At 63.7% G+C, this 15,292-nt stretch carries 14 protein-coding genes; 9 read left to right on the top strand and 5 right to left on the bottom strand.

Annotated elements, in window-relative coordinates; all coding sequences use genetic code 11:
• The first annotated feature begins 86 nt into the window (after positions 1-86).
• Complete coding sequence (locus QQL28_RS03475) at positions 87-1,499, top strand: MFS transporter (RefSeq protein WP_284261097.1); 1,413 nt, start codon at positions 87-89, stop codon at positions 1,497-1,499.
• A gap of 122 nt (positions 1,500-1,621) precedes the next feature.
• On the top strand, positions 1,622-2,824 hold the full coding sequence (locus tag QQL28_RS03470) for an extracellular catalytic domain type 1 short-chain-length polyhydroxyalkanoate depolymerase (protein WP_284261094.1): 1,203 nt from the start codon (positions 1,622-1,624) through the stop codon (positions 2,822-2,824).
• Positions 2,825-2,925: 101 nt separating this feature from the next.
• Here the strand turns inward: QQL28_RS03470 and QQL28_RS03465 are convergent, their stop codons facing one another.
• Positions 2,926-3,228 carry a hypothetical protein gene (locus QQL28_RS03465; protein ID WP_284261091.1) on the bottom strand — a complete coding sequence of 101 codons (303 nt, stop codon included), beginning with the start codon at positions 3,226-3,228 and terminating at the stop codon, positions 2,926-2,928.
• A 135-nt stretch (positions 3,229-3,363) separates the two neighbouring features.
• Here QQL28_RS03465 and QQL28_RS03460 point away from each other — a divergent pair, with 135 nt between their 5' ends.
• Entirely contained in the window at positions 3,364-3,735 is a 372-nt protein-coding gene (locus tag QQL28_RS03460) for a winged helix-turn-helix transcriptional regulator (protein ID WP_284261088.1), read from the top strand.
• A gap of 6 nt (positions 3,736-3,741) precedes the next feature.
• Here the strand turns inward: QQL28_RS03460 and QQL28_RS03455 are convergent, their stop codons facing one another.
• Positions 3,742-4,416, bottom strand: coding sequence for an MBL fold metallo-hydrolase (locus tag QQL28_RS03455; RefSeq protein ID WP_284261085.1), 675 nt, complete (start codon positions 4,414-4,416; stop codon positions 3,742-3,744).
• A 171-nt stretch (positions 4,417-4,587) separates the two neighbouring features.
• Here QQL28_RS03455 and QQL28_RS03450 point away from each other — a divergent pair, with 171 nt between their 5' ends.
• The gene (locus tag QQL28_RS03450) at positions 4,588-6,189 is read left to right on the top strand and encodes an alpha-amylase family glycosyl hydrolase (protein WP_284261082.1); all 1,602 of its coding nucleotides are present in this window, start codon (positions 4,588-4,590) and stop codon (positions 6,187-6,189) included.
• Between the two features lie 18 nt (positions 6,190-6,207).
• Here the strand turns inward: QQL28_RS03450 and QQL28_RS03445 are convergent, their stop codons facing one another.
• Positions 6,208-7,908: an alpha-amylase family protein gene (locus QQL28_RS03445; protein WP_284261079.1), complete on the bottom strand. Its 1,701-nt coding sequence runs from the start codon at positions 7,906-7,908 to the stop codon at positions 6,208-6,210.
• A gap of 400 nt (positions 7,909-8,308) precedes the next feature.
• On the opposite strand from QQL28_RS03445, the gene QQL28_RS03440 reads away from it, so the two are divergent.
• The gene (locus QQL28_RS03440; RefSeq protein ID WP_284261075.1) at positions 8,309-8,800 is read left to right on the top strand and encodes an MmcB family DNA repair protein; all 492 of its coding nucleotides are present in this window, start codon (positions 8,309-8,311) and stop codon (positions 8,798-8,800) included.
• Between the two features lie 95 nt (positions 8,801-8,895).
• Here the strand turns inward: QQL28_RS03440 and QQL28_RS03435 are convergent, their stop codons facing one another.
• Both QQL28_RS03435 and QQL28_RS03430 read right to left on the bottom strand, forming a co-directional pair.
• Positions 8,896-9,450: an ActR/PrrA/RegA family redox response regulator transcription factor gene (locus QQL28_RS03435; RefSeq protein ID WP_284261073.1), complete on the bottom strand. Its 555-nt coding sequence runs from the start codon at positions 9,448-9,450 to the stop codon at positions 8,896-8,898.
• Between the two features lie 103 nt (positions 9,451-9,553).
• Positions 9,554-10,876, bottom strand: a complete 1,323-nt coding sequence (locus QQL28_RS03430; RefSeq protein ID WP_284261071.1) for an ActS/PrrB/RegB family redox-sensitive histidine kinase — start codon at positions 10,874-10,876, stop codon at positions 9,554-9,556.
• Between the two features lie 107 nt (positions 10,877-10,983).
• Here QQL28_RS03430 and QQL28_RS03425 point away from each other — a divergent pair, with 107 nt between their 5' ends.
• The 4 genes from QQL28_RS03425 (at position 10,984) to QQL28_RS03410 (ending at position 15,215) form a co-directional block, all read left to right on the top strand.
• The gene (locus QQL28_RS03425; protein WP_284261069.1) at positions 10,984-11,790 is read left to right on the top strand and encodes an ABC transporter ATP-binding protein; all 807 of its coding nucleotides are present in this window, start codon (positions 10,984-10,986) and stop codon (positions 11,788-11,790) included.
• A gap of 109 nt (positions 11,791-11,899) precedes the next feature.
• A complete protein-coding gene (locus QQL28_RS03420) occupies positions 11,900-12,718 on the top strand; it encodes an ABC transporter permease (RefSeq protein ID WP_284261067.1) in 819 nt (272 codons plus the stop codon).
• A gap of 122 nt (positions 12,719-12,840) precedes the next feature.
• A complete protein-coding gene (locus QQL28_RS03415; protein ID WP_284261065.1) occupies positions 12,841-14,169 on the top strand; it encodes a polyhydroxyalkanoate depolymerase in 1,329 nt (442 codons plus the stop codon).
• A 206-nt stretch (positions 14,170-14,375) separates the two neighbouring features.
• A complete protein-coding gene (locus tag QQL28_RS03410) occupies positions 14,376-15,215 on the top strand; it encodes a M48 family metallopeptidase (protein ID WP_284261063.1) in 840 nt (279 codons plus the stop codon).
• Positions 15,216-15,292 lie beyond the last annotated feature (77 nt).

Here is a 15,292-nt window from a genome sequence, read left to right as displayed (position 1 = left end):
GACAATCCTACCTCCGAGGTAATGTCCGGAACGACGCCGATCTGAAACGATCAAGCGCTGCGAGATTTCTGAAAGCGCGTGTGCCGATGCATCAGATTGTCACAAAACAGATGGATTCAACCCGCCGCTGGTGGGTGCTGTCGGTCGTGGTGGCCGCGCAGTTCATGTTCGGCGTCGACGCCTTCGTGGTCAACGTCGCGATTCCCACCATCGCGGTCGACCTGCGTGCGACACCGGCGCAGATCGAATCCGTCATTGCGATCTACCTGATCGCCTATGCGACGCTGGTGGTCGCGGGCGGCCGGCTCGGCGACATCCATGGCACGAAGAACGTGTTCCTCGCCGGTGTTGCCGGCTTCACGCTGACCTCGCTGTGGTGCGCCCTCGCGCAATCCGGCCCCGAGCTGATCATCGCGCGGCTGGCGCAGGGCGCAACCGCGGCGCTGATGGTGCCGCAGGTGCTGGCGACGCTGCATGTCCTGTTCACCGACGAGTCGCGCAGCCGCGCGTTCGCCATCTACGGCATCGTGCTGGGGCTCGCGGGCGCGGCCGGCTTCATGCTCGGCGGACTGCTCGTGACGATCGATCTTGCGCATGCCGGCTGGCGCTCGGTGTTCTTCGTCAACGTGCCGTTCGGCCTCGTCATCATCGTCGCCGCGGTGCGCATCATGCCGTCGGTGCCGCGACGCGCCGGCACGCGGCTCGATGTCGCCGGCAGCTTTGTCCTGTTCGCGGGCCTGTTGTGCCTGATCGGACCGCTGCTGTTCGGCCACGATGCCGGCTGGGCACCATGGCTGTGGGGCGTGATGGCCATCGGAGTCGCTATACTCGCGGCCTTCCTGCGCCTCGAGCACGCTGTGGCGCGGCGCGGCGGCATGCCGCTGATCGATCTGACGCTGTTGTCGGATGCTGCTTTCCTGCGCGGACTTGGCGCTGCGTTGTTTTTCTTTCTCGCCAATCTGTCCTTCTACCTGATCATGACGCTGTTCATGCAAAACGGATTGAAGATCCCGCCGCTCGCGGCTAGCAGCGCCTTCGTTCCGCTTGCGCTCGCCTTCGTCGTGGCGTCACGCCACAGCGGCGTGCGGGCGCGGCATCGCGGCACCAAGGTGCTGATCGAGGGCTGCGCGCTTCAGATCGCCGGCCTTGCCGTGCTCGCGTTTCTCGCCGTCGCTACCGACGCGCCGACGCCGCCGATGCTCGCGCTCACCATGATCATCTTCGGCTACGGCCAGGGCCTCGTGATGGCGCCGCTCTCGGGCGCCGTGCTCTCGACGGTCAATCCTGTCGCCGCAGGCTCTGCATCCGGCATGTACGGCACGACCATACAGATCGGTAATGCAGCCGGTGTCGCCGCCATCGGCGCGCTCTATTTCGCCATCGAATCGATGCACTCATCACGTGCAGCATTCTTCGTCGCACTCGCCTCGTTTGCGACGTTAATCACGATCTGCGTCGCATTTCTGACATGGATGCGTCGCGCACATGCTCGAAGTTGAGGCATTTCGGGGAATCCCCGTGGATTCCCGGGTGACTGAACGGCACACACACTTTTTATTTTGCGCCGCAGCAACTATTTGCTTTGGGGTGAAGTTGGAAGTCGCCCCATCAGGAGCTGTCGGTGTCGTTAACCAGGAATGTCGATCTCTTAAGACGTCTGCCAAAGCTGAATGCTCTGCGCCTTGCCGAAACGGCACGTGGCGCAGGCGAGCACAGCCCGCTCGCGGAAGTCAGCGGATTCGGCTCCAATCCCGGAAACCTGCGCATGTTCGCGTTCGTGCCGGCGCAATTGCAGCAGGCGCGCGCGCTCGTCGTCGTGCTGCATGGCTGCGGCCAGACCGCGGCGACCTACGATCTCGGCGCCGGATGGTCGACGCTTGCCAAGCACTACGGCTTCGCGCTGTTGATGCCCGAGCAGCAGCGCGTCAACAACGCCAACACCTGCTTCAACTGGTTCAGTCCGGAAGACACCGCGCGCGACAGCGGCGAGGCGTGCTCGATCCGCGAGATGATCGCGCACATGGTCACGACGCACGGCATCGATGCGCGCCGCATCTTCATCACCGGCCTGTCCGCCGGCGGCGGCATGACCTCGGTGATGCTCGCAACCTATCCCGAGGTCTTCTCAGCCGGCGCGGTCATTGCGGGGCTGCCTTATGGCGTGGCGTCGAACCTGCGCCAGGCGCTCGATGGCATGTTTCATTCGCCCGAGCGTCCCGCGCGCGAGCTCGGCGATCTCGTGCGCAAGGCGTCCGGCCATCGCGGCCCCTGGCCGAAGATTTCGGTCTGGCACGGCAGCGCCGATCGCACCGTCAATCCCGGCAATGCCGACGAGATCGTCAAGCAGTGGCTCGACCTGCACGACCTGCCGCTGACGCCGATGGCGGAGACCGTCGTCGACGGCTATCCGCGCCAGGCCTGGTGGAATGCGGACGGCGAGACGCTCGTCGAGTCTTTCGCCATCACCGACATGGCGCACGGCACGCCGCTCGGCGTCGCCGACAACGATCACCGCTACGGCATGGAAGGCGCCTTCCTGATCGAGGCCGGCATCTCCTCGTCGTACCACATCGCAAAATTCTTCGGCCTGACCGACTGGATCCGCAGCTCCGCGCCGGCGGAGAAAGCCGCGCCAGCCCCTTCGCCTGCGCCGCATCTTGCGAGGTCGATCCGGGTGGCCGTCGCCGAACCGCAGCCCAATGCCAAGCTCAAGGCCAAGTCCAACGCCAAGTCCAATGCCAAGCCCAGCAAGAAGGCCAAGCGCGGTCTCGATCTCGGCGCCGTCATCACCCGTGCGCTGACGGCCGCGGGACTGATGAAGTAGTCACAGGCTGTAGCTTGGCGAAGATTGGCTGTTACCAACTCGCGCTACAACACCCGCTGGGGTAATGGGTCCAGGCTTTCGCCAGGACGACTCCGAGTGAGCTACGCCGTGGCGTCGATCAGCTCGATCGGCGTCACCGTGACCTCGCCGCCGGCGACCTTCCGTGTCATTTCCGTATAATGCTTGAAGAAGTCGCGCGATTGGAGCGTCTTCTGCGCGGCATCGTCGGTGACGCTGGCGAGGTGGAAGTAGCTGTTGTCGTCGCGATTCTTCATGCAGCGATAGCCGATCCGCCCTTTCAGCTCCGGATCATCGTTGATCGCCTTGATGAAGCGGCCGATCTCCTGGTGCCAGGCCTCCGTGGTGCCGTTCCTGAATTGATACTTGATCATGAAGTGCTTCATGAGACGCTCCCTTCGTCATGTGCGTCATCATGTGCGCCTTGGGAGCAATCCTGCAAGTATGGACAAAATTGATAGTATGGACTTTTTTCGCGGCCCTCCTATCCTCATCCTCGCGATGCGAAGGGAGGTGACGAGATGGCGAAAGCAAAATCGGCCTTGCGGAGCTGTCCGGTCGCGGCCTTCCAGAAGATGATCAGCGGCAAGTACAAGCTCAGGATCGTCTGGGACCTGAAGGACGGCCCGCGCCGTTATGGCGAGATCAGGAGCGGCCTGCTGCGAGGAGCCGCCGGCAGCGCCGAGATCACCCCGCGCGTGCTCAGCCGCGAATTGAAGGCGCTCACCGAGAGCGGCCTGATCGACCGTCGGGATTTTGGCGTGGTGCCGCCGAAGGTCGAATACCGCCTCACCCGCAAGGGCAGGAGTTTCGTGCCCGTGATTTCAGCGATCCGCGATTGGGGCGAGCGGCATTTGAGCGAGCCGGCGGCGCTTGCGGACGCCGCCGAGTAGGGGTGCCTACATCTCGCCGGTGATGAACGGATTGGTCATCCGCTCATGGCCGATGCGCGAGCCCGCGCCATGGCCGCAGATGAAGCCGACGTCGTCGCCGAGCGGCAGGAGCTTCGTCTTGATCGAGTTGATCAGCGTCGCGTGGCTGCCGCCGGGCAGGTCGGTGCGGCCGACTGAACCTGCGAACAGGACGTCGCCGACGTGAGCAAAGCGCATCTCCTTGCTGAAGAAGACGACGCTGCCGGGTGAGTGGCCGGGGCAGTGCAGGATGTCGAAGGAGAGATCGCCGATCGAGACGGTGTCGCCTTCCTCGAGCCAGCGGTCCGGCGCGAAATTGCGCACGCCGGTCATGCCGAAGCGCGCGCCGCTCTCGACCACATTGTCGAGCAGGAATTTGTCGGCGACGTGCGGGCCTTCGATCGGCACCTTCAGTGCGTCGCGCAGGTCGGCGGCGCCGCCGACGTGATCGATGTGGCCGTGCGTCAGCCAGATCTTCTCCACGGTGACGCCGGTCTGCTTGATCGCGTCCAGGATTTTCGGAACGTCCCCGCCGGGATCGATCACCACGGCCCTCTTGCTGGGCTCGTCCCAGATGATGGTGCAATTCTGCTCGAACAGCGTCACGGGAACGATGATTGCGCCCGCTTTCGCCGCCTCTGATTGTTCGGTTTGCTCGGTCATGGCCTCACAATGCCGATTTTTGGCGGCCCGCCAAGCAAAAGATTGCGCCCCCGGCGCTGCGGAACGGTCGTCCCGCCGTCACAAGGCCGTCCCAATGGCCTGTTGGTCTGAACCCGGATGTTCCCGGCGCGTTGCTTTGCGCGGGGCAGATTTCAGGGGGGCGATTCCGGCATGGCAGAGAACGACGAGAACTGGTGGCGCGACGGCATCTTCTATCAGATCTACCCGCGCTCCTTTCAGGACACCGACGGCGACGGAGTCGGCGATCTCGCCGGCATCCTCAAGCGCCTGGCTTACGTGAAGTCGCTCGGCGTCGATGCCATCTGGCTGTCGCCGGTCTTCCGCTCGCCGATGGCCGATTTCGGCTACGACATCTCCGATTACACCGGCATCGATCCGCTGTTCGGCACCATGGAGGATTTCGATGCGCTGTTGCAGGCCACCCATGAGAGCGGGTTGAAGCTGATCCTTGATCTCGTGCCGAACCACACCTCCGACCAGCATCCCTGGTTCATCGCCAGCCGCTCCTCGCGCGACAATCCCAAGCGCGACTGGTTCATCTGGCGCGATGGCGCGCCCGACGGCGGCCCGCCGAACAACTGGCTGTCGGAATTCGGCGGCAGTGCGTGGGCCTATGACGAGGCGACGGGTCAATATTTCTACCACGCCTTCCTCGACCGGCAGCCGGATCTCAACTGGCGCAATCCTGAAGTCCGCGAGGCCATGTATGACGTGATGCGGTTCTGGCTGGAGAAGGGCGTCGACGGCTTTCGCGTCGACGTCATCTGGCACCTGATCAAGGACGCGGATTTCCGCGACAACCCGCCGAACCCGCACTACGTCGAGGGGCGTCCGCCGCACGAAAAGATCCTGACTCAATACTCGACCGATCAGGCGGAGGTGCATGACGTCATCGCCGAGATGCGGCGCGTCACCGATGCGTATCGCGCGCGCGTGCTGATCGGCGAGATCTATCTGCCGCTGCATCGTCTGATGGCCTACTACGGCAACGATCTCACCGGCGCGCAGATGCCGTTCAACTTCGCGCTGCTCTCGACCTTCTGGAGCGCGCGCTCGATCGAGAAGATCATCGAGGACTACGAGAAGGCATTGCCGAGGGGTGCCTGGCCGAACTGGGTGCTCGGCAATCACGACCGGCCGCGCGTCGCGAGCCGCGTCGGGCCGGAGCAGGCGCGCGTCGCCGCGATGCTGCTGCTGACGCTGCGCGGCACGCCGACGCTCTATTATGGTGACGAGATCGGAATGAACCAGGTCTTGATCGCGCCCGAGGACGTCCAAGATCCCTTCGAGAAGAATGTGCCCGGTATCGGCGTCGGCCGCGACGGCTGCCGCACCCCGATGCAGTGGGATTCCTCGAATTTCGCCGGCTTCTCGGAGGTCGCGCCGTGGCTGCCGCTGCCGGAGATCCACGTTCATGAGAACGTGGTCAATCTCGAGGCCGACAAATTCTCGATCCTCAATCTCTACAAGCGCCTGATCGCCTTGCGGAAGGCGCACCGGCCGCTGGTCGTCGGCGACTATCATCCGATCGCCGCGCAAGGCGACCTCCTGGTCTATCGCCGTCAGGCCGGCGACGACGCGCTGGTCGTGGTGCTCAATCTCGGCCCCGACCCCGTCGCCGTGACCACCAGCGCCATCCGCTTCGGCAGCGAGATCCTGCTCTCGACCTTCCTCGACCGCGAGGGCGAAGAACTCGAAGGCGTGCTGGATTTGCGCGGCAATGAAGGCGTGGTGATTGGAGCGGCGCGATAGAAGTTGTCGGGGAGCCTTCTACCGTCCGCCCGCATTCTTCCGCATCGCCTTGGTGTCGATATCGCTGCGCTTCAGGAGATAGTCGAGTCCGCCGACGCGGTACCAGCGATAGCCATAGGGCTCGAGCACGACGCGGTGCTGGCCGCGCTTGTCGGCGCGGCTGTGGTCTTCCGCCAGGAGATTGATCAGGAGGCCTCCGTGGCCTTCGGGCAGCTTCGTCGAGAACGCGATCTCGCGCGGCTTGTCATCGAGATTGTGGATGAACAGCACCGAATTGTTGCGCCAGTCATAGCGGATGATGAAGACCGCGGGATCCTGCACGGCGATGACATCGAAGTCGCCCCAGCCAACTTCCGGGACCTCCTTGCGCATGCGGATGATGCGCTCGGTCCAGTTCAGCATCGAGTTCGGATCGCGCCGCTGCTTGGCGACGTTGACGTGCTCGTAGCCATACGGTCCTTCGTCGATGACAGGTGAGACCGGCTTGTTGCTGTCGGTGAAGCCGCCATGCGGCTCGGTCGACCATTGCATCGGTGTGCGCGCACAATTGCGCTCGGGCAGCGACAGGTCGTCGCCCATCGCGATCTCGTCGCCATAGCGGATCACCGGCGTCCCCGGCAACGTGCACATCAGGCTGTAGACGAGCTCGAGCCTTCGGCGGTCGCCGCCGAGCATCGGTGCGAGCCGCCGGCGGATGCCGCGGTCGTAGAGCTGCATGTCCTTGTCCGGGCCGAAGCATCTGAAGACGAGGTCGCGCTGGGCCTTCGTCAGGCGTCCGAGATCGAGCTCATCGTGGTTGCGCAGGAACATGCCCCATTGGGCGGAGGCCGGTCGCGGCTTGGTCGCCTTCAGCGCCTTGGCGAGCGCGCGCGAGTCGCCGGAGGCCAGCGCATAGAACAGGTGCTGGTTGACGTGGAAGTTGAACATCATGTGCATGCGGTCGCCGTCGCGGCCGAAATATTCCATGTCTGTCTTGGGCAGCACATTGGCTTCCGCAAGGATGATCGCGTCGCCCTCGCGCCATTGCAGGAATTCGCGGAACGAGCGCAGCATGTTGTACTGCTCCGTCGGCGTCTTGACCTTCGACCCCTTGGTGCCGATCACGAACGGCACGGCATCCATCCGGAAACCGGAGACGCCGAGCTGGATCCAGAAGCCCATGATCTTCAGGAGCTCCGCCTGAACGCGCGGGTTCGAGGTGTTGAGATCCGGCTGGAAATCGTAGAAGCGGTGGAAGTACCAGGCGCCGGCTTCCTTGTCGCGCGTCCAGGTCGATTTCTGCACGCCCGGAAACACGACGCCCTTGCTGGCGTTCGCGGGCTTTTTGTCGGACCACACATACCAGTCGCGATGGTGCGCCTCCTTCGAGGTGCGCGCGTCCTTGAACCAGGGATGCTGGTCCGAGGTGTGGTTGACGACGAGATCGATGATGACACGGATGCCGCGCTGCTTGCAGCCATGGGTGAACTCGACGAAATCGCCGAGCGTGCCATAGCGTGGATCGACGCCGTAATAGTCCGATATGTCGTAGCCGTCATCGCGGTGAGGCGAGGGCTGAAACGGCATCAGCCAGATCGCGGTAATGCCGAGACCATGCAGATAATCGAGCCGCCGCAGCAACCCCTTGAAGTCGCCGACGCCGTCACCGTTGGCATCCATGTAGGTGGCAACAGAGAGGCAGTAGATGACGCCGTTCTTGTACCAGAGGTCGTCGATCATGTCGGGGCAGCCTCGCTCCTTCCGCCGGCGGCTGCCTGATAAGTGTTGGGAAGAGGCGAGGTTCCCACCTCACACTCGCTGTCGCCCCGGCCTAAAGCGCGATGAGATTAGAATGAATCGTCATCGCGCTTTAGGTTGTTGTTTGCGCATGATCTTTCCGGAAAACCGCTTCACACTTTTCCGGATCATGCTTTAGTGCGCAATTGCGCACGGGGGGCCGGGACCCATACCGCGGAATCTATCGATTGCGCTCGGTAGGAGTACCGAACGACGGGTCTTCGCCAAGCTCCTCCCTGTGGTTATGGGTCCCGGCCTTCGCGGGGACGACGGTCGAGAATGGGCTGCGGCTCGCCTCCATCCAACAGTGTGCGCGCAGAGTGGAATCGGTTAGACTCATCCCATGGACAACACCGCCCGCCACATCGTGCTCGTGCCGCCGATCGACGGCCGTCAGTCGGAGACCGCGCTTGCGGTCGCGCGCGGCACGGCGCGGCTGTTGCGCTCGCTCGGCTTCTCCTGCATCAGCGAATTGCCGCTGCCGTCGGGCCGCCGTGCCGATCTCGTGGCGCTGAACGAGCGCGGCGAAATCTGGATCGTCGAGATCAAGTCATCGGTCGAGGATCTGCGCGCGGACCAGAAATGGCACGAATACCGCGCCCATTGCGACCGGCTGTTCTTCGCCTTCACGCAGGATCTGCCTTGCGAGATCTTTCCGGAAGGCACTGGCCTGATCATCGCGGATGCCTATGGCGCGCATCTGCACTGCGAGGCGCCCGAGCACAAGCTGCCGGCCCCGACCCGCAAGCAGATGACGGTGCGCTTTGCGATGGCCGCCGCGCTCCGGATCAACCGTCTGGTCGATCCGCAGGGCCATGCGGAGTTTTGGGAGTAAGAAGGCCTCGTGTCCCGGACGCGCCGCAACGCGTTAGCGTTGCTGCGCAGAGCCGGGACCCAGAATGCAATGATTGAGCTGAGGCGCCGTGGCCGTTACCTCGGCGCGCGCTTGGCGAGAATTCGCTGCAGCGTACGTCGGTGCATGTTGAGGCGGCGCGCGGTTTCCGAGACGTTGCGATTGCACATCTCGTAGATGCGCTGGATGTGCTCCCAGCGGACGCGGTCGGCCGACATCGGGTTTGCCGGCAGCTCGGACTTTTCGGTGCCGGTCGAAAGCAATGCGGCGACGACGTCATCGGCATCGGCCGGCTTCGAGAGATAGTCGATGGCGCCCATCTTCACCGCGGTCACGGCGGTGGCGATGTTGCCATAGCCGGTGAGCACGATGGCGCGCGCGTCGGGGCGCTTCTTCTTCAGCGCCGAGACCACGTCGAGGCCGTTGCCGTCGCCGAGCCGCAAGTCGACCACCGCGAAAGCGGGCGCAGCCTTGCCGATCTGCGCCAATCCATCCGAGACGGTATCGCAAGAGGTCACCGTGAAGCCGCGCGTCTCCATGGCGCGCGACAGCCGCTCGAGAAACGGCTTGTCGTCCTCGACGATCAAGAGCGAGCGGTCGGCCTGTTCATTCAGTTCGGCGATGGCGTTCAAGGTTGTGTCCTCTCTCCAGCGCGGGAACATATGGCGTTGCAATCGGCCGCTGCCAAGATCGCCGAAAGTCGATCGGCCCTGCAGTGCGACGCAACGTCGCGGCCTATCCTATGGTTTCTTCGGCCGTCTCGATAGCCTCAAAACGCTCGCGCGGCCAGACGATCTGCACCACTGCGCCGTGATCCGGGAACATCCGATTGGTAAACGAGACCTTCGCGCCGGTGCGCTCCAGCAGCGTGCGCGCGATGAACACGCCGAGCCCCAGGCCGCGACGCTCACCTCCGCTGTCGTCCTGCGAGCGCCGCCGCGACAGATAGGGTTCGCCGATCCTGTTCAACAGATCGGGCGGAATGCCGGGACCATCGTCGGAGATCAGGATCTCGATGGTGTCATTATTCCACCAGGCGTTCACCTCGACGGTGGTGTGAGCGAAATCGACGGCATTTTCGACGATATTGCCGACACCGTAGAGGATTGCGGGATTGCGCGAGCCGACCGGTTCCATGGTCGCCGCCACCGCGATCCGCACCTTGATGGCGACACCGAAATCGCGGTGCGGCGCCACCACCTCCTCGATCAGCTCCGACAGCTTCATGCGGTCGAACGGTGCGCCGGTGGAGGAGAGCTGGGTGATCTTGCTCAGGATGTCGCGGCAACGCTGCGTCTGCTCGCGCAGGGTTTTCAGATCGGCGGCGAAGCTGACGTCCTTCACCGTCTTCTCCAGCTCGCGCGAGATCAGGAAGATGGTGGCCAGCGGCGTGCCGAGCTCATGCGCTGCCGCTGCCGCCAGCCCATCGAGCTGGGTCAGATGCTGCTCGCGCGTCAGCACCAGCTCGGTCGCGGCGAGCGCGTCGGCGAGCTTGCGCGCCTCTTCCGTCACCTGGAAGGAGTAGAGGCTGGTGACGCCGATCGCGAGCACGATCGAGAGCCAGACGCCGACCAGATAGATCGGCGGCAGCACCAGGGGATCGTCCGTGTCCCAGGGCAGCGGCAGATGAAAGAAGACCAGGATCGAGGCGCAGGCGACGGCCAGAAGGCCGAGGCCGAAGGTGAGCCGGGCCGGCAGCGCGGTCGCGGAGATCAGGACCGGGGCCAGGAACAGGAATGAGAACGGGTTCTGCAATCCGCCGGTGAAGAACAACAGGCCGGCCAGTTCCACGATGTTGAGCGCCAGCAGCGCGGCCGCCTGGACCGGCTCCAGCCGCTGCATCGGATTGACCGCCATTTGCAGGGCGAGGTTGAGCGCCGCCGACAGCGCGATGATGGTGATGCAGGGGATGATCGGAACGTTGAATTCCAGCCCCTGCGCCACGATGAAGATGGCGGCGAGCTGGCCGAGCACCGCAAGCCAGCGCAGCCGCAGGATCGTGTCCAGGCGGATATGGCGCTGCGAATGGCGAAACTCGGAAGCGGCAATTTCACTCATATCGGCCAATTGGGCACTGCCTTCTCAAGTCACAAACACGGGTGGCGCACATTCCGACTGGTTACAAGTCTTGCGCTTGCCGCCGCAATAGCAGAAGAACGCCGAACATGACCGAGAATGACAAGGCTTCAAGTCGGCTGACTGTCGCGGATCGTACCCCATCCGCGGCGATCGAGGTTGACCATCTCGTCAAGGACTACAAGCAGACCCGCGCGGTGGACGGCATCTCCTTTTCGATTGCGCGCGGCAGCATCACCGGGCTGCTCGGTGGCAACGGCGCCGGCAAGACCACCACGATCGCGATGATCATGGGCCTCGTGCTGCCGACCTCCGGCCGCGTGCGGGTGCTCGGGCATCGGATGCCCGAGGAGAGTGCCGATGTGCTCGGGCGGATGAATTTCGAAAGCCCCTATGTCGACATGCCGATGCGGCTCACGGTGCGGCAGAATCTGACGATTTTCGGCAAGCTCTATGCGGTGAAGGATCTCACCGCTCGCATCGCGCAGTTGGCCGGCGATCTCGACCTCAACGAATTCCTCGACCGGGCCAACGGCAAGCTCTCGGCCGGGCAGAAGACCCGCGTTGCACTTGCGAAGGCGCTGATCAACCAGCCCGAGCTGCTGCTTTTGGACGAGCCGACGGCCTCGCTCGACCCCGACACGGCCGACTGGGTGCGGGCGCATCTGGAGGCCTACCGCAAGGCGCACAATGCCACCATCCTGCTCGCCTCGCACAACATGCTCGAGGTCGAGCGGCTCTGCGACCGCGTCATCATCATGAAGCGCGGCCGCATCGAGGACGACGACACGCCCGACGCCATCATGGCCCGCTACAACCGCGCCACGCTGGAGGAGGTGTTTCTGGACGTCGCGCGCGGTCGCAGCAACGGAGCGGCACGGGAGGTGGTGCGATGAGCGAACCCTTATGGTGGGTTTGTAGCCCGGGTGAGCGAAGCGATACCCGGGAGCGCGCCAAGCAAAGTCCCGGATGTCGCTTCGCTCATCCGGGCTACGCGGTGCGGCTATGACCGAGCTCTCTCTCCACCGCGGCATCTCCGCGCATCGCATCAATGCGATGATCCTGCGCTACTGGTACCTGCTGATGTCGTCCTGGCCGCGGCTTCTGGAGCTGCTCTACTGGCCGGCGCTCCAGGTCATCACCTGGGGCTTCATTCAGCTCTATATCGCGCAAAACGCCAATTTCTTCGCGCGGGCCGGCGGCACGCTGATCGGCGCCGTCATCCTCTGGGACATCCTGTTCCGGGGCCAGCTCGGTTTCTCCATCTCGTTTCTGGAGGAGATGTGGGCGCGCAACATCGGCAACCTCATGATGAGCCCGCTCAAGCCGATCGAGTTCCTGCTCGCGCTCATGGTCATGAGCCTGATCCGGCTCGCGATCGGCGTCATCCCGATGACGCTGCTCGCGCTGTTTCTGTTTCACTTCAATTTCTACAGCCTCGGCCTGCCGCTGATCGCCTTCTTCTGCAATCTGATCTTCACGAGCTGGGCGGTTGGCATCTTCGTCTCGGGCCTGGTGTTGCGGAACGGGCTCGGGGCCGAAAGCATCGTCTGGACCTTGATGTTCGCGATCATGCCGCTCGCCTGCATCTACTATCCCGTCAGCGTGCTGCCCGGCTGGCTGCAGATCGTGGCCTGGACGCTGCCGCCGACCTACGTGTTCGAGGGGATGCGGGCGCTGCTGATCGACCACAGCTTCCGGGCCGACCTGATGCTCGATGCGCTCGTCATCAATGCGGGTCTTCTGGCTGCATCTTTCTGGGCATTCCTTGCCCTTTTGCGCAGCGCCAAGAAGAACGGCTCGCTGCTGTCCAGCGGCGAATAACTTCACTTTCCCGTGGATTTAGACTCATTTTTGCGCCTGCGGGCCCGTACATGTACGGAACCACGCATTGACGCAATATTACGCATTCGGCAGTATGCTGCGATGCGAGAGGATGTACGATAATGCCCATTGGTGAGTTTGGCGGCGCACCGCCCCTGGTGGCCGAAGGCAGTCCGGTCTTAACGACGCCGATGTACTGGATGTACGAGATGGCGCACGCCTCTCTCAATCCGGCACGCGCGGTCACCGACGCCACCAAGATCCTGTTTCAGAATCCCCTGAATCCGTGGTCGCACACCGACATGGGCAAGTCGCTGGCCGCGGCCTGCGAATTGTTCGAGCGCACGACGCGCCGCTACGGCAAGCCGGAATGGGGTATCGACGACACCGAGGTCAACGGCATCCGCGTTCCCGTCGAGGTTCGCCCGGTCTGGGAAAAGCCGTTTTGCCGGCTGCTCTATTTCGATCGCAAGTTCACCCGTCCGCTGCGCAGCCCGCAGCCGCGCGTGCTGATCGTGGCGCCGATGTCCGGCCATTATGCGACGCTGCTGCGCGGCACGGTCGAGGCCCTGCTGCCCGCGCATGAGGTCTACATCACCGATTGGGCCGATGCTCGCATGGTCCCATTGAGCGAAGGCCGCTTCGATCTCGACGATTACATCGACTACGTCATCGAGATGCTGCATGTGCTCGGCGGCAACACCCATGTGATGGCGGTGTGCCAGCCTTCCGTGCCCGTCGTCGCGGCCGTCTCGATCATGGAAGCGCGGCGCGACCCGTTCGTGCCGACCTCGATGACGTTGATGGGCGGGCCGATCGATACCCGCCGCAATCCGACCGCGGTGAACAAGCTCGCCGAACAGCGCGGCATCGACTGGTTCCGCAACCACGTCATTACCAAGGTGCCGTTCCCGCATCCCGGCATGATGCGCGACGTCTATCCGGGCTTTTTGCAGCTCAACGGCTTCATCAGCATGAATCTCGACCGGCACATGGATGCGCACAAGCAGCTGTTTGCCCATCTGGTGAAGGGCGACGGCGATCTCGCCGACAAGCATCGCGACTTCTACGATGAATATCTCGCGGTGATGGACCTGACCGCGGAGTATTACCTGCAAACGGTCGACACCGTGTTCGTCAAGCACGCGCTGCCGAAGGGCGAGATGACCCATCGCGGCGCACGGGTCGATCCCACCAAGATCACGCGCGTCGCGCTGATGACGGTGGAAGGCGAGAACGACGACATCTCCGGTCTCGGTCAGACCGAAGCGACGCATGGTTTGTGCAGCTCGATCCCCGAGCATCGCCGCGTGCATTACGTGCAGAAGGGCGTCGGACATTACGGTGTGTTCAACGGCTCGCGCTTCAAGTCGGAAATCGTGCCGCGCATCCACGATTTCATGATTTCGGCGGCGAATCCGAAGGCTTCACTGGCGTTGGCGGCCGAATAGGCCGCTTTTTCGGGTTTCCCGCGCCCGCAAGGGCCTCCCGGCGGGCCCGGGTTCCCGCCAGATTCGCGGTAATTAGGTAGCTTTCTAGGAGTGAGTGGGGCCTCAGATTTTGGGGCCCCAGCATGCGCCCAGCGGGGGCGAAAAATTCGGGTTCCAACCCCAGTCTGTAGGGGCTCCCGGGCTGCCAACCCCTGTATATTGGGCAAATGATTTGTTTTTGCGCCGAGCGCTTTCCCTGGCGGCGGTTATGGCAGAATCCGGGCGAACTCCTGCTCCCCGGACTGACAGACATGGCCACTCGCGCGCTCCTTTATCGGCGGCCTCACGAACCCAAGACCTTTGTGATCCACCACGGGTCGCAATTCTTCGCGATACGGCTGCGCCGGCACCGTCGCGCGCGACGCTATACGCTCAGGATTCATCCGAGCGATCGCGAAGCGATCCTCACCATGCCGCCGCGCGGCACGCTCGCGGAGGCAAAAGACTTCGCGCAGCGTCACGGTGCATGGATTGCCGCGCGTCTTGGCCGCTTGCCGAAGGCCGCGCCGTTCCAGGCGGGCACTGTGATACCGCTTCGCGGCGTTCCCCATCGCATCGTGCATCGCGCCGGCGTGCGCGGCACGGTCTGGACCGAGACACGCGATAGCGGCGACCGCATCATCTGCGTTGCCGGCGGCGTCGATCATGTCGATCGCCGTGTCCATGACTTCCTCAAGCGCGAGGCGCGGGCCGATTTGCAGCGGTCGGCGGAAGCCTATGCCGCCGAGCTCGGCGTTCGCGTCAAGCGACTGTCGATCCGCGATCAATCGAGCCGCTGGGGCTCCTGCACCTCCGCCGGCTCGCTGTCGTTCTCCTGGCGCCTGATCCTCGCGCCGCCCTACGTGCTGGACTATCTCGCAGCCCACGAGGTCGCCCATCTCGTCGAGATGAACCACTCGCCGCGATTCTGGCGCGTCTGCGCGAAGATCTGCCCGTCGGTCGAGCGTGCGAAAAGGTGGCTCGATACGCACGGCAACGACCTGCATCGCTACGGGATCGAGGATTAGTCGCCTCCGCCGGCTACATTTGACGCCGTCATCGCCCGCGAAAGCGGGCGATCCAGTACGCCGCGGCAGTCGTTGTG

The sequence above is a fragment of the Bradyrhizobium iriomotense genome, assembly GCF_030160715.1.
Lineage (GTDB): Bacteria > Pseudomonadota > Alphaproteobacteria > Rhizobiales > Xanthobacteraceae > Bradyrhizobium > Bradyrhizobium iriomotense.
The sequence above is the reverse complement of the archived record's forward strand: the minus strand, read 5'-3'. Positions and strand labels throughout refer to the sequence as shown.

Coding starts and splice junctions, on each gene's coding strand:
- QQL28_RS03475 (WP_284261097.1), top strand. CDS start 87: ATGCATCAGATTGTCACAAAACAGATGGATTCAACCCGCCGCTGGTGG.
- QQL28_RS03465 (WP_284261091.1), bottom strand. CDS start 3,228: ATGAAGCACTTCATGATCAAGTATCAATTCAGGAACGGCACCACGGAG.
- QQL28_RS03460 (WP_284261088.1), top strand. CDS start 3,364: ATGGCGAAAGCAAAATCGGCCTTGCGGAGCTGTCCGGTCGCGGCCTTC.
- QQL28_RS03455 (WP_284261085.1), bottom strand. CDS start 4,416: ATGACCGAGCAAACCGAACAATCAGAGGCGGCGAAAGCGGGCGCAATC.
- QQL28_RS03450 (WP_284261082.1), top strand. CDS start 4,588: ATGGCAGAGAACGACGAGAACTGGTGGCGCGACGGCATCTTCTATCAG.
- QQL28_RS03445 (WP_284261079.1), bottom strand. CDS start 7,908: ATGATCGACGACCTCTGGTACAAGAACGGCGTCATCTACTGCCTCTCT.
- QQL28_RS03440 (WP_284261075.1), top strand. CDS start 8,309: ATGGACAACACCGCCCGCCACATCGTGCTCGTGCCGCCGATCGACGGC.
- QQL28_RS03430 (WP_284261071.1), bottom strand. CDS start 10,876: ATGAGTGAAATTGCCGCTTCCGAGTTTCGCCATTCGCAGCGCCATATC.
- QQL28_RS03425 (WP_284261069.1), top strand. CDS start 10,984: ATGACCGAGAATGACAAGGCTTCAAGTCGGCTGACTGTCGCGGATCGT.
- QQL28_RS03420 (WP_284261067.1), top strand. CDS start 11,900: ATGACCGAGCTCTCTCTCCACCGCGGCATCTCCGCGCATCGCATCAAT.
- QQL28_RS03415 (WP_284261065.1), top strand. CDS start 12,841: ATGCCCATTGGTGAGTTTGGCGGCGCACCGCCCCTGGTGGCCGAAGGC.
- QQL28_RS03410 (WP_284261063.1), top strand. CDS start 14,376: ATGATTTGTTTTTGCGCCGAGCGCTTTCCCTGGCGGCGGTTATGGCAG.